Source organism: Flavivirga spongiicola, assembly GCF_030540825.1.
GTDB classification, from domain to species: domain Bacteria; phylum Bacteroidota; class Bacteroidia; order Flavobacteriales; family Flavobacteriaceae; genus Flavivirga; species Flavivirga spongiicola.
Genome location: NZ_JAUOEO010000001.1, coordinates 4,439,685 through 4,465,274, shown reverse-complemented (window position 1 = coordinate 4,465,274; position 25,590 = coordinate 4,439,685). Strand labels below are relative to the sequence as shown.

Below are 25,590 nucleotides of genomic sequence, written 5' to 3'. Positions count from 1 at the left end.
AAGCACTGTTTGTATATTTATCCACACATGTTAAAATTACTTTTCAAATTTATTTTCCGCCTAAAAATTCTGGCAATAATTTTAATCTCTTTTTATACTTGCTCTTCTCCAGAGCGACCAGATATTGTATTTGATGATTTTGAACATGAAACATACAAACATTGGAACATTCAAGGAAGTTCATTTATAACACCCATATCAAAAGATTCCCTTAAACCTAAGATTGAAAATGGGCACGGTAAGTTTACAGCTGCCTCATTTTTAGATAACGATACAGCCAATTGGTATCCAGGAAAAAACCAAGGGAAACTAATTTCTAAACCATTTATAATAGACAGAAACTTTATTCAATTTTTAATTGGAGGTGGTCAGCATGAAACGAGAGAATGTATTAATTTAATGGTTAACAATAAAGTTGTAAAATTTGCTACTGGCAAAAACAATAATACTTTAAGTTCTGTACTTTGGGATGTTAGTACATTACAAGGCAAAGAAGCTGTCATAGAAATTGTTGATGCCTTATCCAATACAGATGAAGACGATTCGTTGGATTATGTAATAGTCGATCATATTGTTTTTACAGACAACATTCATGAAAAGGAATTGGTCTTTGAAAATTTTGAAAGTGGCACTTATAATAATTGGACAGTTGATGGAGATGCTTTTGAAATGCCTAGAAACAGAACAAACGTATATTACCCTATTTCTGCAAATGGGTTTAATGGGAATTATTTTGCCTTTTCTTTCGGAGATACTCATGATGTTAAGAAAGGAAAATTGACATCGGCTTCGTTTACAATTAATCATGATTATGTAAAATTTTTAGTAGGAGGTGGAGGTCATAAAGGCAGAACGTGTATCAATTTTGTGGTAAATGATAGTACTGTTTTTTCTGCAGAAGGCCTGAATGATGGACAAATGAGGCCTAAGCAATGGGATGTACGTGCTTTTAAAGGTGAAATGGCAAGAATTGAAATTGTTGATGATTATTCTGAAGGATGGGGACATATAATGGTAGACGATATCATTTTTTATGATGAAACCCCATTTTTTAAATCGGCAATGTTTTTTGTAATTATTCTTTTTGGTTTACTAGCAATTTTTGTAGTGATTCGGAAAATAAACTTTAAAAAGAAAGAAAAAACACCAAAGAAAATCGACAAAGAAATATTAGAAAAATTAGAGGTACTCAAATTAAATATTGCCAATACCGAATGCTATAAAAACCCATCCATAACCATAAAGGAGATATCAACGCAAACCGGATTTAAAATAGATGAAATAAATGAGTTGTTTGAAACGGTTGATAAAACATCCTTTGTACATTACCTAAACACTCTAAGGGTAAAAGCTTTTAAAGAAGAGTTGAAAGACCCTTTAAATAAGGCTTATACAATGATTTCAATAGCTGAAAAATGCGGATTTAGTTCAAAAACATCTTTTTACCGTGTTTTTAAATCTATTACAAATATGACACCTTCAGAGTATAAAAAATCGATTTAACTTCAAGTATAGATTGCTTCAAATTTTAAGATTACTGTTTTGTTTTTAAGACTCTATTTTGACTCAAATTAACTGCCTTAATGGTTGTTTTTGGGATGTCCCAATTCAATTGATGGGATAAATTACAGCATATTATCAATTAATTTCAGTTTCGTTGTTTCTATTTTAGTAGAATGTTTCCTTTTCATTAAAACAATAAATGGTACTATATTTAATTATAACTTTTGATGTTAAATTCATGAATTTTATCAAAAAAACAAAAAAGTTATGGATACTATGTATATGGTGTTCAATCCTATTATCATGTGGTAATTCAGAGGCTTCTTATGAACCATTGCCAAGACATGTTGATTTTAATTTCCATGTTCGCCCTATTCTTGTTCAAAATTGCTATTTATGCCATGGTCCCGATCCTAGTAGTCGAAAAGCAAACCTTAGGCTGGATACTTATGAAGGAGCAACGGCTGCTTTAAAAGAAGGAGGATTTGCCGTAGTTCCTGGAAAACCAAATAAAAGTCAATTAATTAATAGGATTAACCATCAACATGAAGATAAAATCATGCCTCCACTTGAAACTAACAATAAACTAACTAAAAGAGAAAAAGACCTTTTGGAAAAATGGATAGAACAAGGGGCAGAATGGAAACCACATTGGTCATTTATTAAACCTGCTCTTAAAGAGGATAATAATAACGTGGCTACAATTGATTTATTTATTGATAAGCGTTTAGAAGAAAAAAGCTTAAATAAGGTATTAATTGCAAATAAGAGCACACTTATTCGTAGAGTATCCTATTTATTAACAGGACTACCTCCATTAACAAAAGATGTAGAGAACTATATATCTGATTCATCGGAAAATGCTTATGAAAAGATGGTCGATAATTATTTGAATTCATCAGCTTATGGAGAACGATGGGCTAGACATTGGATGGACCTTGTAAGATACGCGGAAACTAAAGGGCATGAATTTGATTATGCTATTACTGGTGCTTGGAAATATCGCGACTATCTTATAAGAGCATTTAATGATGATGTTCCTTATGATCAATTATTAAAAGAACATTTAGCAGGAGATCTGTTAGAAAAAAAACGATACAACCCGGAAAGCGGCGTTTTAGAATCGCAAATAGCTACAGCCTTTTATACTTTAGGGGAGGGCACCCATAGCCCAGTTGATGTTCGACAGGATGAAGCCAATCGTATAGACAATATGATTGATGTAACTACCAAAACATTTCAGGGGCTTACAGTATCTTGCGCAAAATGCCATGACCATAAATTCGATCCTATTACTGCAGCAGACTATTATGCATTATATGGTGTTATGGAAAGTACCCGTTTCACCCCATTAGATTCAGACCGATCCGCCTTAAAAGAAATAACAGCGAAAGAAGTACTGGAAATTCAGAATTATATAAAAACGATGGTTTCTGAAAAAATTCAACCAAAAATTTCAAATCAGAAATTGGAAGTAAGCCCAAGTACTGAATATAAAACGATTGGCGATTTTAGAAATTCAGATTTTGATGGTTGGGTGAGTAGCGATCTTGCATTTGGAGATAGCACAACTTTAGGAAACCCAATAATTAATGAATCTTCCGGAAAGTTAATTGCTTTTGATGATGGAAAAGCATCTAGCAGAATTTTTGATACAGGTGTTTTTGGAACTTTGAGGTCTCCCAATTTTGTCTTGGATTCTGATTTCATTGGAGTCCGGGCTAGAGGTTATAAAAGTACCATTCGAATTATTATTGACAATTTTCAATTAATTCAATACCCTATTTATGGAGATTTAACCAAAGAAGTAAATATTTCAAAATGGAAAAATTACACATTTAATGTTGGTGCTTGGAAAGGGCATAAAGCTTATATAGAGATTCTTTCTGGGGAATATCATGAAAATAGTTCTGACATATCTGAAATGCATAGTTTTGACTTGTCTGAAAATGCTTTTATTGAAGCGCAATATGCTATTTCTTATAATTCTGAATGGCCTTCAGAAATAAAAATGACCAACAATTCTCTATCTCAAATCAGTGAGGTTAATTCCAGATTAAAAAGCGGTCAAGTAAAGGCCTATTTCCCCGAATTGATTACGGTTATTGATAGCAGTAAAAAACTGATTAAGGATTTAAAAAGTAGTTCATTTATTTATGGTGTTTCTGATGGTTTTGCAATTAATAGCCCTGTCTTTAATAGAGGGCGCTACCAAGACCTTTCAGAAGACAGTGTACCCAGGAGATTTTTATCAGCATTGCCATTAGGAAACACTGCTTTTAAATCTAAAGGTAGCGGTCGATTAGAATTAGCCAATGCTATGCTTAACAAAGAAAACCCGTTGACCTCTAGGGTTATGGTCAATCGCATTTGGCATCATTTATTTGGTCGGGGTATTGTTGAAACCGTAGATAATTTTGGACTTCAAGGAAAATTACCTTCGCACCCAGAATTATTAGACCATCTTGCCATTAAGTTTCAAAATGATGGATGGTCTATAAAAAAAATGATAAAATACATAGTTACTTCAGAAGCCTTTAAACGTAGTACGGTTACAAATAAAGAACTGTCAACAAAAGATCCTAACAATATATATTTAGCCTCGTTTCCAGTAAGACGCTTAGAATCTGAAGCTATTAGAGATGGTATTCTTGTAGCTTCCGAAAGTTTGGATTCTACGATTTATGGTTCTCCGGTACCTACTTATCTTACCAAATTTATGCAAGGTAGAGGAAGACCAAAAAAAACAGGTCCCTTAGATGGAAATGGCAGACGGAGTATTTATCAGGAGGTGCGACGAAATTTTTTAGAGCCTATGATGACAACTTTTGATCGGCCTATGCCATTTACCACTTTTGGTAAGCGTGATGTAACAAATGTGCCTTCTCAATCTTTAATTTTGATGAATGATCCTTTTGTAATCACGCAAGCCGAAATTATGGCACAAAAATTACTAGATCAAAAAGGTTTATCATTCCATCAAAAAATAGAGTGGATTTATATGCATGCTTTTTCTAGAAAACCATCAACAGAAGAAATAGCTAATGCTACAAAGTTTATTTCACTTCTTGAGGAAATGAAAAAAACAGAAAATTTTGATTTAGATATGAACTTAGAAATTTGGAAAGAATATTGTCACAGCATATTTAATTTAAAAGAATTCTTATACCTAATATAATGAGCAAGTATCATAATTTTATGCAAAAACCACTCTCACGACGTGAGATGTTAGATATCTGTAAAGGCGGCTTTGGATCACTCGCTTTTATGAGTTTATTTGGAGTGCTCCCTACGGCTTGTGGTCGATCAGAAAAATCAATTTTGGATGTTAGTTCAAATCTTAACTTAGGGCCGCACCATTTACCAAAGGCAAAAAATATTATCTTTCTTTATATGGATGGTGGGGTTTCGCAAGTAGATTCTTTTGATCCCAAACCAAGGCTTGCAAAAGAAAATGGACAAGACCCGAGAAAAAAGTTTAAAGTTGATGCTACACAGTTTAATAATGTAGGTAAGATTTTAAAAAGCCCATGGGAATTTAAACAATACGGAGATTGTGGAATGCCAGTTAGTGAGCTCTTTCCACATATTGCTACATGCGTTGATGATATTGCATTGATTAGATCCATGACATCACAATTTCCTGAGCATACCAATGCGAACTATTTTTTGCATACAGGTAGTGGGCTTCAAGGTAGACCGAGTATGGGCTCTTGGATGACTTACGGTTTAGGAAGCGAAAACAAAAACATACCAGGATATGTCGTTTTAGATGGCGGTTTAATTCCTCCAGGAGGTCTAGACAATTTTAAAAATGGTTTTTTACCTGCTTCTTATCAAGCATCCATTTTAAGGGCAGGAGCCCAACCTGTTGCTAATATTAAACCTAAAGAGAAAATTAAAAATTTGCAAGAACAAAAACTTGGGTTTATAAATCAATTAGATCAACAACAATTAGCAAAAATAGGAGAAGTAGATGCTGTAGAATCTGCCATTTCTAATTACGAATTGGCTTATAAAATGCAATCCTCCATTCCAGAATTAACAGAATTTAAGGCAGAAACAAAAGCTACTAAAAAATTATACGGTTTTGAATCTGATGATCCTCATACACGTGGTTACGCAGCGCAATGTTTATTAGCGCGTAGATTGGTAGAAAGAGGAGTTCGTTTTATAGAATTAACATGCCCTAAAGTAAGTGCAGACCGTTGGGATCAGCACGGAAATTTAAAAGATGGGCATGAAAGAAATGCCCATGCTGTCGATCAACCAATAGCTGGTCTTTTAAAAGATTTAAAATCGAGAGGATTGCTGGAAGAAACTTTGGTGGTTTGGACAGGTGAGTTTGGACGAACGCCTTTTGCACAAGGATCGAATGGACGTGATCACAATCCGTCGGCATGCAGTATGTGGATGGCTGGAGCTGGCATAAAAGGAGGTACCATATTTGGGAGAACAGATGATTATGGATACAGAGTTATTGAAAACGAAGTTACGGTACATGACCTTCATGCTACCATGATGCATTTAATGGGAATTAATCATGAGCATTTAACGTTTCGTTTTGGTGGTCGTGATATGAGATTGACAGATGTGCATGGACATATAATTAAAGACATATTAGCTTAAAAATAATAAACACTTACCTAATGAAAATAAATTCAATTTTAAAATTAAGTCTTTACCTTTTTTTAATCACTCCATTACTTTTATCGGCACAGAAATCAGCATCGGGTATTAGTCATTCTTTCTTTATTGCTGGCCCGCAATTTACGGGTATTATAGGAGAGGCTGGAGAAGTCGTTTGGGATTCTAAAAAAGTAGGAGCAAGAGATGGATATGTACTTAAAAATGGAAATATTCTAATTTGTTGGGGAGATGAAGTTAGAGAATACAACAAGAAAAAAGAAGTTATCCTTACTTATAAAAAATCTGAAGCGTCTATGGAATTAGGAACTGCTGTTCGACTTTCTAATGGCAACACGATGATTACTGAATCTGGAACAGCACCCAAAATTGTTGAGATCAATAAAAAAGGAAAAGTTGTTAAAAGCATACCACTTCAACCAGAAACCGACAATATTCATATGCAAACTAGAATGGCAAGAAAACTGAAGAATGGTAATTATCTTGTCCCTCATTTATTAGCCTTTGCAGTTAAAGAATATAAACCAGATGGGACCATAGTAAATACTTTTAGTACTGATTATAAATCATTTGGAGGACGTGAAGCTCAGACATGGCCATTTACAGCTATTCGATCTAAAAATGGAAATACCTTAGTGACGTTAACCCATGGAAACAGAGTAGTTGAATTGGATTCTGATGGAAAAATAATTTGGGAAATTAATAATTCGTTATTTGAAGAAAACCCCTTAGTAGATCCATGTGGGGCACAAAGATTGCCTAATGGGAATACCGTAATAGCGAGTTATGGTGCACAAAAGGGTATTAAGATATTTGAATTAGACTCAGATAAAAATATGGTTTGGACTTATGATAATTATCGCGCACATCATTTTCAAATATTAACAACGAATGGTAAACCAATTAAAGGAACACCGCTCAAATAAAGTAAATGGTTCTAAATATTTTACTCAATATTGATTCTGACACGCCTTCTGATATCATTTTGTTTTTAGGAAGGATTCACCCTTTGGTTGTTCATCTTCCTATAGGCTTTTTGTTATTGGCAGGACTTGCAGAAATTTCTACAAAATGGACAAAGTTTGAACCTATAAAGGCTTTTGTCCAGTATATATGGGGGCTTGGTGTTATTGGAGCATTTTTCGCAGTATTATTTGGTTATTTTCTTTCGTTATCTGGAGATTATAATGAAGACACTATTTTTTGGCATAAATGGAGCGGAGTTGCTGTACTTTTGTTTTCATTAGCCTGTTATTATATATCCAAAAAACAAATAAAAATCCCGTTTTATGGAAAATCAATACTTGTAACTATAGTCGTTGTTGCCATTTTTTACACAGGACATTTGGGAGGTAACCTAACACACGGATCTACTTATTTATTAGAATATGCGCCTAATCCAGTTCGTCAATTAGCAGGTTTATCAAAAAAGGCTATTCCTCGTAAAAAAGTAACCGTTCTGGATTCTGCCGATGTTTATCTGGACTTGGTTTCTCCTATAATGAATAATCGTTGTGTAAGCTGCCATAATGAAGATAAAAAGAAAGGAGATCTTAATTTAACAAGTTTTTCATATTTAATGAAAGGTGGAGAAAATGGTGAAGCTATAATTCCTGGAGACCCTAATTCAAGTGACCTTTTTAGACGCATTACACTTCCTACTACTCACGACGACTTTATGCCAACAGAAGGTAAAAGGCCATTAACAGATGATGAAGTTGCTTTTATTGGTTGGTGGATAAATAACAATGCACCGTCAAGGGGTTATTTTACAGCATTAAAACCTGATAAAGAAATGATAGATAATGTTAGCAGACAATTAGGTCTTGACAAAAATAATTTCTTAAGAGAAATGGTTCAATCCCCAAAAAAAGAAATTATAGATTCATTAAGCAATCAAGGTTTTATTTTGAATCTACTTATGAAGGATAATTATTTTTTGGAAGCAAATTTTAGTTTGAGCGAAAAGAAACTCACAATGCATAGTGTAGAATCACTCTTACAAATAAAAGATCAATTGATTTGGTTGAATATGAGCAATTCGAATGTAACCGATGGTAATCTTGAAAAAATAGGACGACTGGAAAACTTGATTAAACTAAACCTTAGTGGAAATAAAATTTCTGACAACGGTTTAGTACATCTGGAAAAATTAAAAAATTTAGAATCTCTAAACCTATTTAATACAGAAGTTTCTATTGGACTTTTAGCTGTAATTCCAAAGCTTACTCATTTAAGAACACTGTATCTTTCCGAATCGAATGCAACCAATGAAATAGTGTCCGAACTACAAAAGGGAAGTGAAAAATTAAAAATTAGTTTTGATTAATTATAAGCCGCAATAATAAAAAAACAGATGATTAAAATTGGAATTATTGGAATAGGAAGAATGGGAAAGATTCACCTAGAGAATCTTTCTAGGAAAATTAAAGGTGTTGAAGTACTTTCGGTAGTGAATCCTGGAGATGAGGGGCAGAAATTTGCCTTAAATAATGATATTAAAAATGTTTCTAATAATATAAATGCTATTATTGAGAATCCAGAAATAGATGCTGTAGTTATAAGCTCTCCTAGCAGCACGCATTCTGAATATGCAATAAAATCTGCTAAAGCTGGAAAAGCAATATTTTGCGAGAAGCCAATTGATATGTCTCTCGAAAAAGCAAGTGAAACAATATCTGTAATTTCAGAATTGAACGTTCCAATAATGATTGGGTTTAATCAAAGATTTGATAAGAATTTTTCGAAGGTAAAAGATGAAATATCTAAGGATACAATAGGATGCTTACGCAATCTTCATATAATTAGTAGAGACCCTCAGCCACCTCCTATATCTTACATTAAAAATTCAGGAGGCTTGTTTAAAGATATGACCATCCATGATTTTGATATGGCCCGATTTATAATGGGATGTGAAGTTGTTGAAGTTTTTGCCTATGGTGATTGTTTGGTTAATTCTGCTATTGGTGATGCAGGAGACATTGATAGTGCTACCGTTTTATTAAAATTTGAAAATGGTGCTATGGCTACCATAGAGAATAGTCGTGAAGCAAAATATGGCTATGATCAACGTTTGGAAGTATTTGGCTCTAAAGGTGTTATAAAGGTTGAGAATCCTTTGAAAAGTGATTTAAACATATTAACAGAATCCGGAACAAAATCTGATCGTCATTTGGATTTTTTCATGGATAGATATGAAGCTTCGTATCTTGAAGAAATGAAATGTTTTGTTGACACCCTAAAGAATAATAAATCAATGCCAGTTTCTGGAGAAGATGGACTTAAAGCTATGATAATAGCAGAAGCGGCAAATAGATCTCTAATAGAAAATCGATCAATAAAAGTTAATAGTATAAAAATTAAATAGCAAATGTATACATTAAGTAAAACTTTAAGACTATTTCTAATATCGATACTTATGTTTTCTTGTGCTAAGCAAGAAAAGGCAAAAACAAAAACGTTTCAAACGGTTGGTAAAATTGAAAGACTTGATAAACAATTAGACGACGTTATTTCACTTAATGCAGTTATTGAAATTCTTTCAACAGGACACAAGTGGTCAGAAGGGCCTATATGGCTTAAAGATGAGCAAAAATTGATCTATACAGATGTTGGCCATCAAAAAATATACCAGTGGACTGAAAAGGATAGTGTTACCTTATACCTTGATATGAAGGATGCCAATCCAGATAGACCGGGGCCAAGTGCACTTTTGGTCGATAATAATGATAAATTGGTTATCTTACAATATGGTCATGGACAAGCTGTAAAAATGAATAGTTCATTGGATAGACCTACAAATGATTTTAGCATTTTTGTTGATAATTATAACGGAGTTCGATTTAATAACACCAATGATGCCGCTTTTCATTCGAATGGAAATATGATTATGTCTGATCCACCTCCGGTTAAGGAAGGTGGTTTAAAAGCAGCCGTTTATCACATTACTCCTAAAGGGAACGTACAAGTTGTAACAGATACACTTTCTAGTCCCAATGGAATTGCCTTTTCTCCTGATGAAAAGACAGTATATATAGCAAACGCAGATTGGAAACATGCAATTTGGATAGCTGCCGATGTGGATGAAAATGGTCATATCTCAAACGGAAGACTTTTTTTTGATGCTACTGGGAATGCCCCAAAAGAAAAGGGACATCCAGATGGATTAAAGGTTAATAAACATGGAATTATATTTGCCACTGGTCCAGGAGGCGTTTATATTTTAAATCCAGAAGGTAAACACTTAGGTACTATTTTAAATAATGAATTTAATACCAATTGTGTTTTAGATGATAAAGAAGAAACCTTGTATATTACTTGTGGTCCAAAATTAATGCGGGTTAAGTTGAAACCTTATAGCTAAGTCGATATAAAATGGCATAGAATATTTAAAAATAAAAAATTGAAGTTCAAGGCAAAAAACGTAGGCATAGCCTAGTTACGGCGAGTATTTTTAACGAAGAAATTCGGTTTTTTACTCTGAAGATTCATGTTATTTTATATTGATTTAGCCATAATTACATATTACAACATATTGACACTGTACAACCTCCAAAGTACTGTGCATAGTTGATAATTACAATAGATTATAGGAATAAGTCTTAAGAAAAAACTCATTTCAAGGCTCTTTAGCTTGTATTTAGAGTACTATAATCGCTAAATGAAACATATTTAGTCGATATAAAACCAATATTCATAGAATCATTTTCCCGATTCATCTATCTTTCTTTTAGAAAATTAAATCTCTCTCTATATTGAAGTGGTTTAGACGCTCCAGTCAAGCTAAACATGTGTTTTTTTGATTGAAGCGAAAAATAGTCGTTTTCTGCCTGCTGGCAGGTATTCTTATAAGAAGTTTTTTTTGAGCTGCATAGCATCGTTATGGATAATAAACTTTATTGGTATATAAATACTAATTGAATCTTAAAATGACACCTTCAAAACCCCATAAACTCTTAATTTTTTTAAAAAAGATAGTGAACAAAGTGTTAATTCATAAAGGTAATATGTTTTTTATTAAGATTTTTGGCGGATAACTTCCTAAAGGAATTTTTAGAATTGAAATTTCGCAAATACAATATATCCGATAAATTAATTATAAAGATTAAGTTTGACAGAAACCAAAAAAAATAAAAACCAATTCTTAATCCATGTATTAATATGGACCGTATTAATTTTTGTTATTTCAATTCAACTGTATACAGAAGAAAATAAAATTTCGAAAATGTTTTTTTACAGAATGAGCGCTAACCTGTTCTTTTTCTATGTCAATTATATCATACTCGTTCCATTCTTATTATTAAAAAAGAGAAAAATCGCATATTTTGGTTCGATTTTTATCATACTAATTGCTTCTTACTTGCTTTTTATTAAACTGCTGCCTTTTCCTGAAGAAATGTCTAGTTTTAAAGGCAGAAAATCTTTACCTGTTGTATATTCTTTAATGTTCTTAGTACTAGGAACAGCCATTAAAATATATGAAGAATGGATAAGAAACGACACTGTCAAAAAGGATATCGAAGCTCAAAAAAATGTTTCGGAATTAGAAGCACTTAAAAACCAGATAAACCCTCATTTTTTGTTTAATTCGTTAAATAGTATTTATTCACTTACAGTAAAAAACTCGAATGATGCACCGGAAGCAGTTATTATGTTATCGGAACTTATGCGCTATATGCTATATACGTCAAATGATGATTTCGTGTTGTTAAAAGAAGAATTAACCTATATAGAAAATTATATAAAACTACAGCGTTTACGAATCGCCAAAAACGAAAATGTGAAAACCAATATTCATGGAACGGTTTCAACTCAAAAGATTAGGCCCCTATTATTTATATCTTATATAGAAAACGCTTTTAAATATGGAACCGACTTTAATGGTAATACCGAAGTGAAAATTGATATTAGTGTTAAGGATAATGAACTGCAGTTTAAATGTTTAAATTTAATAGGAAATAGAACTAAAAACAGTGAAAACTCTGGAATTGGAATGCAAAATACTAAAGATCGTTTGCAGTTGTTATATCCTGAAAAGTATTGGCTAACTACAGGAGAAAACGATGATAAATTTATTGTTGATTTAAAATTAAAATTGAATTAAAACTTATATAAGATGAAGTGCGTAATAATAGATGATGAACCGTTAGCAGTAGACGTTATAGAATCCTATGTTAACCAAATTTGTAGTTTAGAGATTGTTGCTAAATGTAACAATCCATTAGAAGCCATTACCATCCTTAACAAGCACCAAGTAGATTTAGTGTTTTTAGACATAGAAATGCCTAATTTAACCGGGTTAGATTTGGTTAAAACCATAGAAAACATGCCGCAATTCATTTTTACTACAGCCAGTCCACAACATGCTTTAGAAGGGTTTAACTTAAACGCAACCGATTATTTAGTAAAACCTATTCCGTTTCATCGATTTCTAAAAGCTGTTTCAAGGGCTAAAGAAAAGAATGCATTAGAGAATACCATTTCTGGTAGAATATCTTCTACTTTGAGTCAACAAGAAGTCATTCCTCAGAATGATTTTATTTTTGTAAAATCCGAATACGAAAATATTAAAGTAGATGTACAAGATATACAGTATATTGAAGGTTTAAAAGACTATATTAAAATTTACCAAAAGGATAATTCTAAGGCTTTATTGACCCTATCAAGTTTCAAAAGTATTTTAGACAAACTTCCTGAAAATTTTATGCGTGTACATCGCTCATATATTATAAATATAAATGCGATTAGAGCTTTACAAAAAACTAAGGTTGTTGTAGGAGACAAACGCATACCTATTGGAGAAACATATAAAGAAGAAGTTGTAATACGGCTTAAAGTTTAGCTTTTATACGGCGTCGAAAAACTTAATTATATTTTCTTTTCTGAAACCATAAATCTTCTAGACTAAAATTTAGAGTTAGTGTATGGTAATTTTCTTTAATTAAACCATTTGAGACTTGCCCCTTTTGCCCATACGAATAGCCTAAATTTATCATAGAGTGTCTTCGACCACCAGTAGGGAGTCCTAATCCTAAATTAATACTGTAATTAGTAATTCTATTATTTTTAATTGCTAAATTTCCATTATCCATACTAAAGCCTGCTCTATAATTTATTCGATTCCAATATTTAAGACTGCTTTTTTCGGGAGTGAATTCTGAGCCAAAACCAATAAAATCTTGATCTACGTAATCACCTATTAAATCACTCTGATCGGTATTATCCCAAAAACTCTTTTTATAATCAAGATTCAAGAACAATTTATCATTTAACTTTGTGTGTAACCCTAAGCCTACTTCTAAAGGTAATTTAAAAGCATCTAAACTATTTTCTTCTTCAACAGGCTCAACACCTCCAATAACAGTTCTTGTTTGATTGCCATTTAGGGTTGTAGGGAAATTAACAATACCTCCAATAGAGACTTTATTATTTATATCATATTGTACTCCTGTGCTTAAACGAAAACCATTATAAAAATTCTCTTCAGATATGTTTAAAATATTGTTACCAATAAAATCGGTTTCTTCCTCTTTTATGGTTCCAAATAAGTAGGAACCTTTAAGTCCGAGTCTGAGTTTATTATTTACTTTATACCCATAATTTAATTGGATGTCATTTAGCCCTCCAGAGCCAGTTATATTTGCTAAAAATGTATCTGTAGATCCATCAATTGATTTTTCCAAGCCAGATACTATATAGCCTACATTAGTAAACGGAATCAGGGTGATGCCTAAACCCGATTTTTTTGATAATGGAAATGCTATGCTGAAATTTGAAAAGTTTCCGTTATAGCGAAATTCTTTGATACCATCTTCATAAAGTGTTTCTTTCTGTACCTTAATGCCAATATCATATAAAAAACTTCCTTCAGGAATAGCTCCAAAAGATGCTGGATTTAAGTTATTTATCGAATACGTTGATGGCATTGCAAAACCAGTGTTACCAAGGGCATTTGTTTTTCCTGTATTTAACTCATTAGATATCCCTAACCCGTAAAGAGAATAAGGTGATGATGATAAACTATTTGTTGTTGTTTGCGAAAGTACTATTTGACCAATACAGAACTGGCAAATGATATAAAATAGAATGTGTGTTTTGTTAGTCATAGGTAGCGTAGGTTAATTCCAATTTCATTCGTACGTTATTTGGAGCGAGGTTACCATTAAAAATGTATCTGTCTACTGAATTGTTGAAGTTTTGAGAGTAAATAGCTAAAAAATATTCTTCATGAGTTTCGTTTTGTTTTAAACTGATAAACGGTAATATATTTATTGTATAAAAACCTGAATCAAATTCAGGATTGTCATTTTCTATAGTACTCATAATAGGTGTTTCACCATCAAAAGTTAAGTTGCTTAAAACGTTAGCTTTATTGTCAATGATGTAAACCTGTAAAGAATCTTTGGTATACAAGTTATCTGAATAGGTGTTCTCTTTTAAAGAGAATTTTAATTTGGCATCTACAACTACACCTTGAGAAGAAATATCATTTAACGATTTTAAATAAGGGATATCTAACCTGGTAACAATTCCAATTCCTGCTTGAATAAAAGAACTATTATCGGTTTCCGAACTAGGAATTAATGTTTCTTGGTTTACTATGTTTTCAAAATAAGTACCAGATTTCTCACTGCTTATTTGGTTAAAAGTATTTGATGGGTTAATGGCAAAATCAATCGTTTTTTCTTCTGGATCATTGTCATTATCATCTACCGTATAATATAGTCGAAGAAAGCTATCGGTTGAAAATCCTAAGACAGTAGTATTAACATTATTATTTGCTTCAATTAATAATCCTTTATATTCATCTAAAAACTCTGAACCACTATTAATGTCATTTTCTTTTAATTTGTTAAACAAAGTCAAACCAAAAACATCATTCACCTTAATATCTAAAGAATCACTTTTATTTGGTGTTGCTAAAAAATCTTTAACGGCAATAGGAATTGTATTATAGTTGAAGTTTGTTGTATTGTAATAGAAGCCTTCATCTGATTCTATATCATCTAAGACTTCATAGACTTTAAATTGTTGAATAGGTATGGTATCATTGTAAAAATATCTGTCAGGATTAAGCACTAATGCAATAGAGTCGTAAACTGCATCATCATCTATGCTGTAAATAGTATTTGTTAATTGCACAAAACTTTTACTCAAAGTTTTTCCAAAAGCAGGGTCGTTATATGCACCTATTAAAAGCCTGTTAGGGCTGGATACAATTAGAGAATCAAACTGAAATGTGGAGGCTTTAACAGTTAAGGTATCTATAAAATATACCTTAGTTGTACTCTCAACAAAGTCTTCTCCTATTTGTAACGTAAACTCTTCTTCTTCTTTATTGCAAGAAAGACAACTGACAATAATCAAAAGCAAAACTATATATCTCATCTATGGTTTTTTGTGCGAATCTATACGAGTTCACAGCTTCAAAAAAAAGAAGTATACAAAAGCTACTTTTTAAGCGTCTAACCTTTAATATTTATCGATAAACACAACAAAGCTATTTTGTCTATGAAAGTTTATAGTTTGTATAGAGAAATAGCAAGTATATCTATTTAGTTTTTTGACAGAAGTAACATATAATATGTTTGCTTAAAAAATATTGTAGATGAACAAAAAAGCTGTTAATAATATTAAAGGACAGCAGATTTTAAAGAAGGTTATGCCTTTTATAATACATATAAATTGCTGGATGAAAACAACAATGCTATTTACGATTTTAATATTGAGAATAGTCTCTGTTTTTCAGCGGCTGTAAAATTTAATTTAAAAAATAAATTTAAAAACAAGAATGAAAATGACAAACAATAGAAAATTTATGTTAGGGCTTATTTGCTCTGCTCTAGCTTTCTCAGGATGCTCAGATGATGATGGTTATGAAAGAGGAAATTGGAAAGAGCGCTCGGTTTTTGATGGTATACCAAGAAGTAGCGCTATTAGTTTTACCATAGGTGATAAAGGTTTTATGGGGACGGGTTATGATGGCGATGATTACTTAAACGATTTCTGGGAATATGATATAGAGGGGGATTTTTGGTCTCAAAAAGCGAGTTTTCCAGGGACACCAAGAAGTTCGGCATCTAGTTTCACACTGAATGACAAAGGTTATTTAGGTATTGGTTATGATGGAGATAATGAGTTGATAGATTTTTGGGAATATAATGTAAGTTCAAACTCATGGACTCAAAAAGCAGATTTTGGAGGAGGCCTTAGAAGAGGAGCCGTTAGTTTTGGGATTAATAACGTTGGGTATGTTGGAACGGGTTATGATGGTGATAATGACAGAAAAGATTTTTGGAAATATGACGCTAATGCTGATGAATGGTCCGAACTTGTTGGGTTTGGAGGAAATAAACGTAGAGATGCAACGACTTTTGTTTTAAATGAAAAAGTGTATTTAGGAACAGGTATAAGTAATGGTATATATGTAGATGATTTTTGGGAGTTCGATCCGAAAACTGAAGTATGGACAAGAAAGCTGGATTTAGATGAAGAGGATGATTATAGAATAACACGATCTAATGCGGTAAGTTTTTCTGTTAATGGATTAGGGTATATTGCCGCAGGGTATACTGGAGGTGCGGTAGGTACCATTTGGGAGTATACACCAGAAACAGATATTTGGGAAGAAATTACTGCATTAGAAGCTACCGTGCGTCAAGATCCAGTAAGTTTTTCAAATGGTAGCAGAGCCTTTGTATTATTAGGACGAACAGGTAATTTATATCTCGATGATAATTTCGAAATATTTCCTTTAGAGGAATATGATGAAGATGATTGATTGAGTAGTATTAATTATAGTAGTTTGATTATTGATTATATCCCCAAAACATTCTATAGGTAGAGTCGTTGGTGTTAGATGATAATGTTTTGGGGATATTAAATATAAGGTGAAAGATGAAGAAAATAGTAAGTCCTATTATTATAGCAGCTGGTTTAATAGTATTAATCTCTTTATTAGTATTAAATAAAAAGGAAGCTATAGACAGTAAAACATTTAGAGTTGACAATGGTTTTGGTTATGAAATAACTAGTAATAAGAAGGTTTTAATTAAACAAAATTATATTCCTGCAATTCAAAAAAATAAACCATTTTTTTCAGAAGAAGATGCCGATAAAGTAGCATGTTTAGTTATTAATAAACTAAAGACCAGGAACTCTCCGACTGTTTCATTAAAAGAACTAATAATATTAAAAATACAACTAAATGCGTTCAAATAATCTTAAAGTAATGAAATGTGTCGTGGTAGATACCTGTCCAAAAGTCATTGATACCTTAAAATCTTATCTAAACAGAATAGAGCATGTAAAATTAGTAGCATCATTTATTAACCCCATAGATGCTGTTACTTTTTTAAACAAGAATAAAATCGATTTGGCTTTTTTAGATGCGAAGTTGTTTTGTTCTAATTGGATTGAAATCACTAAAAAAATTGAACACTTACCACAGTTTATTTTTACTGCTGATGATGCCAAGTTTAGGTTAGAAGCTTTTAAATTAAACGCAACAGATTACTTAATTAAACCAATGGTGTTTAATGATTTATTAAAAGGAATATTTAAAGTTAAGAATAGAGATAAACAATTAAGTTCGAGTACTGTTAATATAGTTTCTGCTGGAACAAAAGAAACAAAGAAGGATAGAGGAGGTCTTTTAATTAAAACAGAATACGAAACTATTAAACTCGATATTAGCGAGATAAAATACATACAAACGGTGAAATGTGTTACTAAAATTTTTATAAATAATTATAGTGCTCCAATAATTACAACTTTAGAACTAGATAAAATTCTCGTTAACCTTCCCGATTACTTTAGGCAAATACATAAATCGTTTATTATTAACACGTGTTTAATTAACAAAGTCTTAAAACGAAAGGTAGTTATTGATGATATGCACATACCTATAGGAGAAATATACGCTGATAGAGTAATGACTGATTTGGCATATTAGTTTTTAAGTTTATAAACTTTATTATTCATGAATAATAAATAAGCGTTTCTAACAATTTTAAAGTTATTTTGGGAATTTACTGTAAAACCTATAAGAAGCTCTTACGTAATGTTCTATATATAGACTCCCAAAGTCGAAGATGGATCAATATCTTGGATATAGATAATTTTTAACAAAGTAGGTTTGTTCTTTAATTTGGACTTAAGAATATTAAATCATTATATAAGTTTGTATAATATATTCAGTGTTAGAAATAAAATTTTCATTTTTACGCCATTTTTATTTAATTGTAACTCACTACTATACTATGGATTTTGATAAAATTTAGGACAAAACGCAAAAAAATCGGTTAAAATGTTGTTTTTTAAGATAAATTGCATAGTTTTGTTTTTCATAATCAAGAAAATTTGTAATATGAAAATGAAAATTATATTTTTTAGTCTTAGCTTATTTTTAATAACAGGAGCTAGCTTTGCTCAAAAGGATGCACCTAAGAGTATTATCAGTGAAAAAGTAGGTATAAAAAAATACCATGATAAGGAAGAGTTAGATCGCATGCAAAAAGGTCAACTATTAGAACTTTATGTTGAGCGAATAAAACTTTTAGTTAAAACTTTACCTTATATAGCATTTGCTACGAAACCCGGTGTGACAATGGTCACTTTAGGAATTCCTAATACAAAAAGTAATAGAGAGACTTTGGATGATGAATTTGAAGCTTCGGATGCATTTTTGGAAACGACTCTTAATTTTCAAAGGACCATGTTGCCCTATTCAGATAAAAGTAACTTAATAGCGGCCATTATATTTTATGAAGATACAATGAAGGCACTGCATGAATACAGTGAATTTCGTTAATAACCATTTACTCATATTATTTGTTATTTAAAATAAATAATTAGTAAAATTTTCATTAATAATATTTAAGGTCAGAAAACCAAAATTCAAGTTAAACCTTAATTATCTATTTTGTGACGAGTTTAATTTATTAAGCATATTTTTTTGTGTAAAATAAATAAACAAAAGTCATAATAGTATTATAATAGATTTTTCTTTTTGTCTTAATTTTTATATAAGGATTTTATCAATGAATCCATATTGATCGTTTATGATTTGCTACAAAATCATTTAGTTCTGTAATCGGGCAGGCTATTATATTCCCATATTTTGTTTTTATTAAATCGTAGCGATGTTATGATGCGCAAAAAAATGCCATCTAGAAAGAAAAGCATGGCTTTTGGTTTGAATGAAAAAAGTCAAGATAAGTTCAGTAAAATCTAAATATAGCATTACAATTCTATTTCTATGGGGTGTTTAAAAGATGTGCATGCATTATACCGAATAAATTAATAGGTGTATTCCTACATAATTGTGCATTTCATCGAATTTATTAGCTTTTGGTGGAATTTAATTACAAATAATTGTAGATTTGAACTAAACATAGTGTTAATATTAATTGATATGAAAAAAATAACCCAAATCATGATGTTATTTCTATTGATAGGAAGTGCATCAGCCCAGCAAGAAAAAGGAATAATAGGTACAGAAAACTGGCTAAATAATTGGACAGATTTTGATCCTAAGAGAACAGACTACGGTGAGCCTAGTCAAATACTAACAGGAAATATTTCCAAAGACACGAAATTGTACAAGAGAGATACTTACTTGTTGTTAGGTAATGTTTTTGTTACAGATAGTACAACGCTTACTATAGAACCTGGAACTGTAATTATTGGTGATTTTGAAACAAAAGGATCTTTAACTATTGCTAAAGGAGCAACTATAATGGCAGAAGGTTTAGAAACCGATCCTATAGTTTTTACCTCTAATAGAAGTGTTAAAAAAGCTGGTGACTGGGGAGGTTTGGTTTTATTAGGTGATGCTCCAACTAATAAATTCGGAAATGGTTCTATTGCTTCACAATATTTAAACCTTGATTCATCTTCTTATAGATATACAAACTATGGTGGTACGAATATCAATAGTAGTTCAGGTGTGTTAAAGTATGTGAGAATAGAATATGCAGGAAGAAAATTAAGAAAAGGATTTAATTTTGATGGAATATTATTAGCTGGAGTAGGAAATGAAACAGTATTAGAAAATATAATGGTAAGTTATTGTGCAGGAGATTCTTTTGAGATATTAGGAGGAAGAGTTAATTTACTTAAGGCAGTTTCTTACAGTTCTAACAGTAATGACTTTAAGTTTAATTTAGGATCACAATCTAATTTAGATAATTCATTGGCTGTTCGATCTCCATATGCTACTAATAGTAGCGGTGCAAGATGTTTGCAAGTTACTTCATATGATAAAAAAGAAGAAGTCGATTTTACTAAGGAAGGAACAAAAGTAGTTGCTAAAAACTTGACTTTATTAAATAATAGTACAGATTTAAGTACTCATATTAAAATGGGCTTGATTAAAGAAGCGGTTTTTATAGGTGAAAATGCTTCGCTTGATATCAATAAAAGTGTTATTTCTGGATTTAACCCAGCAGTAATATTAGATGATAAGATAACGATTAATCAAGAGAATTTGGAAAAAATTAAATTTGTTGATATGTATTTCAACAATTGTAATGGAAACATATTTAAAGAATATAATTCTAATAATGAAGACTTAGAGAATTGGTATGGGAACAGATCTTTTTATAATGTGTACGCAAAAAGTCAGAATTCTGAAACATTTATTGATTTGAAGAATAAGAAAAGACCTGACTTTAGATTACGTATTAATAAAATAATAGCAGCCAACAGTAACAAAAATTAAAATAAAGAAAATTTTATTAGTTCTCCCTTAAACCTATAAAAGAGTTCTTTTTATTAAACCAACCAACAATTATTATAAAGTGATTTTCAATTCTAATGATATTGTTATTAGAACGATAATTGTTTCTAAAAGTTTTATTAACTAAAGAGAATAATATCGTATGCGAAATTTTACTATTATTAATATTGTTGTTGTTGTTCTCCTGTTACTTTCGGGGCATATAAGCGCACAAATTGTACACCCACCTGGTTTACAATTTAGCGCAGCATGTGCAAGTCCGTCGTTTAACAGTTATAACGTATCTGTTAATTTTGAAGCGGCATTAATAAACCCTTCTAATCAATTTGTGTTAGAACTTTCTAATGAGACAGGAGATTTTTCAACTCCTATAGTGCTTTTTACTTCGGCCGCTGGGGCAATTACCGTGTCGGGTACTTTGATTAATTTTTCTGTTCCTACAGACATAGCGGGAGAAGCGTTTAAAGTTAGAGTTAAAAGTACAGATCCCGTAGCAACTAGTAGCGGATCTATAGCTTTTCCTGCATATTATAAAATTCAGGATACACCTTTTACTATTAATGATTTAAATTCTACAGGTGTTTATTGTTCTGGTGGAAGTTATTTATTAACTATAGATAATCCAGGAACAGGAGATAATGATTCTCCATTACAATATCCTTCACTTACATTTAATTGGTTTAAAGAAACAAGCCCTACTACATCTGATTTTGTTGCTTCAGGGGCAAGTTTAGAAGTAAGTGAACCTGGAACTTATTTTGTAGAAACAAATTATGGAACTTGTTCTTCAAATTCATTTTCAAATAGAGTAACTGTAAGTCAGGCTTCGTCTGGTGGGACTAGTAATATCAGTTCCAGTTTAGGGAATCCATTTTGTTCTAGTCAAGGTTTAACAACCTTAACAGCAACATCAGGTGCTAGTTACCAATGGTTTAAAGACGGTAATGAGATTATTGATGCTATAAATCGAACCTATGAAACCAACGAATCAGGAGTATACTCAGTAAATGTTACTTTAGGTAGTTGTTCAACAAGTGCATCCATAGATTTAGATGCCAATCAATTTACAAGTAGTATTGATATTCCTGAAGCTCCGGTAATGAATTTATTGCCAGCTAGTGGTACATTGACAGTAACTGTTACAGACACAGCTACCAACCCAGAATATGAGTGGTATTTAAATGAAACTTTAATAACGGGAGCTATTAATAATACTTACGAAGCAACACAGGTAGGTCGTTATAAAGCGGTTATTAAACAAACAGCAGGGTGTATATCATCAAAAGAATATCTTTTTGAAATACAAGAAACCTTTCCAGATGTTCCTAACATCCCTAATTTAATAAGCCCAAATGGTGATGGTATAAATGATACTTGGGTGATTCCCCAAGCCTATATAAGTGGAACAAATACAAAAATTACATTGATTAGTTCACAGGGAGAAATAGTATTCCAAACTAATGATTATCAAAATAATTGGCCAGTAGAAGCATTAGATTTTAAAGATGTAAATCCAGTTTACTACTATATAATAACAACTGAAACTCAACAAACAAAAAAGGGTTCAATAACGGTGATAAAATAGCGTGAAAAAATATTTATTACATATCGTTATATTTTTATGTTTTTTACAGCAATTCCATACTCAAGAAAAAGAAGATGGAGTTGTTTCGTTTGCGCTACCTGTTAGAAATTCTTTAAAGTTTAATAGATATATTATCAATCCTACTTTCAGTTTTGTAAGAGAACAAAATAAATATATTAGTTTTAATAATAAAAGACAATGGGTTCAGTTTGAAGATGCTCCACAAACATATTTATTCGGTTACTCAGGAAGATTTAGAGAAGATATAGGTGTTGGTGTTGGATTATTTCAACAAAGTTATGGCGTATTAACCACCTTTGGGGGGGTCTTAAATTTTGCTTATAATGTTGTTTTAGACAGAGATAGCAATTTAACTTTTGGTATGAATCTGGGATTTTACAAAAGTGGTTTGAACGACGGCAAAATAGTCACAAATTTTCCAGACGATTCATTAGATAATATACCTTCAAATTCATTATTAACTGTAAATCCTGGAATAAATTATGGCACAGATTTTCTTGATTTTGGACTATCAATTAATAATGCTGTTTTATATAATTTAAAAACATCAAAAATAGTTGAAGATGATCCTGAACAAAGTATTCAGGCACATGTTATGTATACAGGTTATACTAATAGTCGCGGTTTTTTTGATGAAAGTAAGTTTTCCGGATTAATTAGATCAGAATTCAAAAAGGATAAAACGGTTCTTTCCGGAATAGCTATGTTGACTGTTCCTAAAGGTATTTGGGCACAAGTAGGATACAACACTTTATATGGATTATCCGGTGGATTGGGGCTTAATATTAGCACTCAAATTTCTATAGAGTATAATTTTGAAAAAGCGATGGGAGACTTAGTAGATTTTGGAAGCTCTCATGATATTACTTTAGCTTATAAATTTAAAAATAGATACAGATATAGATATAGTGGTGATGACGAAGAAAATTCAATTATTATTCCTACTAAAAGAACAAGACGTCCTATAGCTAGGAGAAAAGCGCCTACAAAACCAAAAGTTTCGGCTAAAGAAAGAGCAGCAGCGGCAGCGAAAGCAAAAGCCGATGCAGCAGCTAGAGTAAAAGCAGCAGAAGAAAGAGCTAAAGAAAGAGCTGAAGCAGCAGCTAGGGCAAAAGAAGCCGCAGAAGCTAAAGCTAAGGCAGATGAAGAAGCAGCCAGATTAAAAGCGACAGCCGAGGCGAAAGCAAAAGCAGACGAAGCAGCTAGATTAAAGGCAGCAGCCGAGGCGAAAGCAAAAGCAGACGAAGCGGCCAGATTAAAGGCAGCAGCCGAAGCGAAAGCCAAAGCAGACGAAGCAGCCAGATTAAAGGCAGCAGCCGAAGCGAAAGCCAAAGCAGATGAAGCAGCCAGATTAAAAGCAGCAGCAGAAGCGAAAGCCAAAGCAGACGAAGCAGCCAGATTAAAAGCAGCAGCAGAAGCGAAAGCCAAAGCAGATGAAGCAGCTAGGTTAAAAGCAGCCGCCGAAGCGAAAGCCAAAGCAGACGAAGCAGCTAGATTAAAGGCAGCAGCAGAAGCGAAAGCCAAAGCAGACGAAGCGGCCAGGTTAAAAGCAGCAGCCGAAGCGAAAGCCAAAGCAGACGAAGCGGCCAGATTGAAAGCAGCAGCCGAAGCGAAAGCCAAAGCAGACGAAGCAGCTAGATTAAAGGCAGCAGCCGAAGCGAAAGCAAAAGCAGACGAAGCAGCTAGGTTAAAAGCGGCAGCCGAAGCGAAAGCAAAAGCGGATGAAGAGGCTAGGTTAAAAGCAGCAGCCGAGGCGAAAGCCAAAGCAGATGAAGAGGCCAGGTTAAAAGCAGCAGCCGAAGCGAAAGCAAAAGCAGACGAAGCAGCTAGATTAAAGGCAGCAGCAGAAGCGAAAGCCAAAGCAGACGAAGCAGCTAGATTAAAGGCAACAGCCGAAGCGAAAGCCAAAGCAGATGAAGAGGCTAGGTTAAAAGCGGCAGCCGAAGCCAAAGCAGACGAAGAAGCCAGATTAAAAGCGGCAGCAGAAGCGAAAGCCAAAGCAGACGAAGCAGCTAGATTAAAGGCAGCAGCCGAAGCCAAAGCCAAAGCAGACGAAGCGGCCAGATTAAAGGCAGCAGCCGAAGCGAAAGCAAAAGCGGATGAAGCAGCCAGATTAAAGGCAGCAGCAGAAGCGAAAGCCAAAGCAGATGAAGAGGCTAGGTTAAAAGCAGCAGCAGAAGCGAAAGCCAAAGCAGACGAAGAAGCCAGATTAAAAGCGGCAGCAGAAGCAGCGGCCAAAGCTAAAGCTGAAGAAGAAGAAAGGGCAAAATCACCAGTAGCTGATATTACCAAATCGATGAATGATTTATTAACAAGGTTAGATGAAACAGTGGCTATTAGAGATCAAGACCTTAAGGATTTAAAAGAAGAAAATGATTTAGGTGAAAAAGGTATTTTTAAAGCTCCAAGACCTTTTAAAAGTATAACAGCAGAAAATGCTGCTTTAGAATCCTTGAAATCAGAGCTTGACGGTGTTATTAATACCCGAAATGAGCAAATTGAAAAGTTAGAAAAATCATATAAAGGTTCGATTAATCCGACTGAATTGAAAATGTTAGAAAGATTGAAATCAGAACAAATACAAGCTTTAAAATCAAGAGAAAATTTAATGTCTGCATTAGATAAAATTAATGTAGCTACAGAAATAGAGAGAAAACGAAGAATTAAACGTGCGGCTTACGATAATGCAGATGACAGGCATTCAAAAGATATGGCTACATTAAATCGAATCAAACAAAATACACGTGTAAGTACGGTACCTCTTAAAGAAGAAGATTTTGATTTTGGAGAAAAACAGAGTGAAAACATACAAATTGTAAAAGATGTTAAAAATACAGAAAGTGGTTATTATTTAGTAATTGCTGTACATAATGATGTTGATAAAAGAGATGAGTTTGTAAAGAAAGCAGTATCTGCAGGACAAGCTGATATAAACTTCTTCTACGACGAAAACACTAGTAAGTATTTCATTTATTATGAGAAGTTTAATAGTGTAGAACAAGCAACAAGGGCTTTAAAAACTAAAGGTGATAAACCATATAATGGAAAAATGTCAATGGTTAAAATTGAAAATTAGAAATATGCAACAAAACTA

Annotated in this window: 18 protein-coding genes; 16 read left to right on the top strand and 2 right to left on the bottom strand. The window is 32.5% G+C overall.

Annotated features, from left to right (window positions below; all coding sequences use genetic code 11):
• Nucleotides 1-27: 27 nt before the first annotated feature.
• From Q4Q47_RS17810 to Q4Q47_RS17770, 9 genes are all read left to right on the top strand, one after another.
• Nucleotides 28-1,503 carry a helix-turn-helix domain-containing protein gene (locus Q4Q47_RS17810; RefSeq protein ID WP_303307992.1) on the top strand — a complete coding sequence of 492 codons (1,476 nt, stop codon included), beginning with the start codon at nt 28-30 and terminating at the stop codon, nt 1,501-1,503.
• 238 nt (nt 1,504-1,741) lie between these two features.
• Nucleotides 1,742-4,681, top strand: a complete 2,940-nt coding sequence (locus tag Q4Q47_RS17805; protein ID WP_303307991.1) for a PSD1 and planctomycete cytochrome C domain-containing protein — start codon at nt 1,742-1,744, stop codon at nt 4,679-4,681.
• Nucleotides 4,682-4,701: 20 nt separating this feature from the next.
• Nucleotides 4,702-6,132 (top strand): DUF1501 domain-containing protein, encoded by a 1,431-nt coding sequence (locus tag Q4Q47_RS17800; RefSeq protein ID WP_303307990.1) that lies wholly within the window; start codon nt 4,702-4,704, stop codon nt 6,130-6,132.
• Nucleotides 6,133-6,152: 20 nt separating this feature from the next.
• Nucleotides 6,153-7,076 carry a beta-propeller domain-containing protein gene (locus tag Q4Q47_RS17795; protein ID WP_303307989.1) on the top strand — a complete coding sequence of 308 codons (924 nt, stop codon included), beginning with the start codon at nt 6,153-6,155 and terminating at the stop codon, nt 7,074-7,076.
• Between the two features lie 5 nt (nt 7,077-7,081).
• Entirely contained in the window at nt 7,082-8,479 is a 1,398-nt protein-coding gene (locus tag Q4Q47_RS17790; RefSeq protein WP_303307988.1) for a c-type cytochrome domain-containing protein, read from the top strand.
• 27 nt (nt 8,480-8,506) lie between these two features.
• Nucleotides 8,507-9,517, top strand: a complete 1,011-nt coding sequence (gene iolG, locus Q4Q47_RS17785) for an inositol 2-dehydrogenase (protein ID WP_303307987.1) — start codon at nt 8,507-8,509, stop codon at nt 9,515-9,517.
• 3 nt (nt 9,518-9,520) lie between these two features.
• A complete protein-coding gene (locus Q4Q47_RS17780; protein ID WP_303307986.1) occupies nt 9,521-10,513 on the top strand; it encodes an SMP-30/gluconolactonase/LRE family protein in 993 nt (330 codons plus the stop codon).
• Nucleotides 10,514-11,509: 996 nt separating this feature from the next.
• On the top strand, nt 11,510-12,253 hold the full coding sequence (locus tag Q4Q47_RS17775) for a sensor histidine kinase (protein ID WP_303307985.1): 744 nt from the start codon (nt 11,510-11,512) through the stop codon (nt 12,251-12,253).
• A gap of 12 nt (nt 12,254-12,265) precedes the next feature.
• Entirely contained in the window at nt 12,266-12,991 is a 726-nt protein-coding gene (locus tag Q4Q47_RS17770) for a LytR/AlgR family response regulator transcription factor (RefSeq protein WP_303307984.1), read from the top strand.
• A gap of 22 nt (nt 12,992-13,013) precedes the next feature.
• On the opposite strand, the gene Q4Q47_RS17765 is transcribed toward Q4Q47_RS17770, so the two are convergent.
• Both Q4Q47_RS17765 and Q4Q47_RS17760 read right to left on the bottom strand, forming a co-directional pair.
• Nucleotides 13,014-14,255 carry an outer membrane beta-barrel protein gene (locus tag Q4Q47_RS17765; RefSeq protein ID WP_303307983.1) on the bottom strand — a complete coding sequence of 414 codons (1,242 nt, stop codon included), beginning with the start codon at nt 14,253-14,255 and terminating at the stop codon, nt 13,014-13,016.
• Complete coding sequence (locus Q4Q47_RS17760; RefSeq protein WP_303307982.1) at nt 14,248-15,537, bottom strand: DUF4270 family protein; 1,290 nt, start codon at nt 15,535-15,537, stop codon at nt 14,248-14,250. Before Q4Q47_RS17760 ends, Q4Q47_RS17765 begins: the two co-directional genes overlap by 8 nt.
• Nucleotides 15,538-15,946: 409 nt before the next feature.
• Between Q4Q47_RS17760 and Q4Q47_RS17755 the strand changes: the two genes are divergently transcribed.
• From Q4Q47_RS17755 to Q4Q47_RS17725, 7 genes are all read left to right on the top strand, one after another.
• On the top strand, nt 15,947-16,930 hold the full coding sequence (locus Q4Q47_RS17755) for a Kelch repeat-containing protein (protein ID WP_303307981.1): 984 nt from the start codon (nt 15,947-15,949) through the stop codon (nt 16,928-16,930).
• A gap of 116 nt (nt 16,931-17,046) precedes the next feature.
• The gene (locus Q4Q47_RS17750) at nt 17,047-17,370 is read left to right on the top strand and encodes a DUF4907 domain-containing protein (RefSeq protein WP_303307980.1); all 324 of its coding nucleotides are present in this window, start codon (nt 17,047-17,049) and stop codon (nt 17,368-17,370) included.
• Nucleotides 17,357-18,103 carry a LytR/AlgR family response regulator transcription factor gene (locus Q4Q47_RS17745; protein ID WP_303307979.1) on the top strand — a complete coding sequence of 249 codons (747 nt, stop codon included), beginning with the start codon at nt 17,357-17,359 and terminating at the stop codon, nt 18,101-18,103. The genes Q4Q47_RS17750 and Q4Q47_RS17745 overlap by 14 nt, the downstream gene beginning before the upstream one ends.
• Before the next feature lie 414 nt (nt 18,104-18,517).
• Nucleotides 18,518-18,961: a hypothetical protein gene (locus tag Q4Q47_RS17740; protein WP_303307978.1), complete on the top strand. Its 444-nt coding sequence runs from the start codon at nt 18,518-18,520 to the stop codon at nt 18,959-18,961.
• 603 nt (nt 18,962-19,564) lie between these two features.
• Nucleotides 19,565-20,872, top strand: a complete 1,308-nt coding sequence (locus Q4Q47_RS17735; protein ID WP_303307977.1) for a hypothetical protein — start codon at nt 19,565-19,567, stop codon at nt 20,870-20,872.
• Between the two features lie 160 nt (nt 20,873-21,032).
• The gene (locus Q4Q47_RS17730) at nt 21,033-22,475 is read left to right on the top strand and encodes a T9SS type B sorting domain-containing protein (protein WP_303307976.1); all 1,443 of its coding nucleotides are present in this window, start codon (nt 21,033-21,035) and stop codon (nt 22,473-22,475) included.
• A gap of 1 nt (nt 22,476) precedes the next feature.
• Nucleotides 22,477-25,572: a PorP/SprF family type IX secretion system membrane protein gene (locus tag Q4Q47_RS17725; RefSeq protein WP_303307975.1), complete on the top strand. Its 3,096-nt coding sequence runs from the start codon at nt 22,477-22,479 to the stop codon at nt 25,570-25,572.
• The last annotated feature ends 18 nt before the right edge of the window (nt 25,573-25,590 follow it).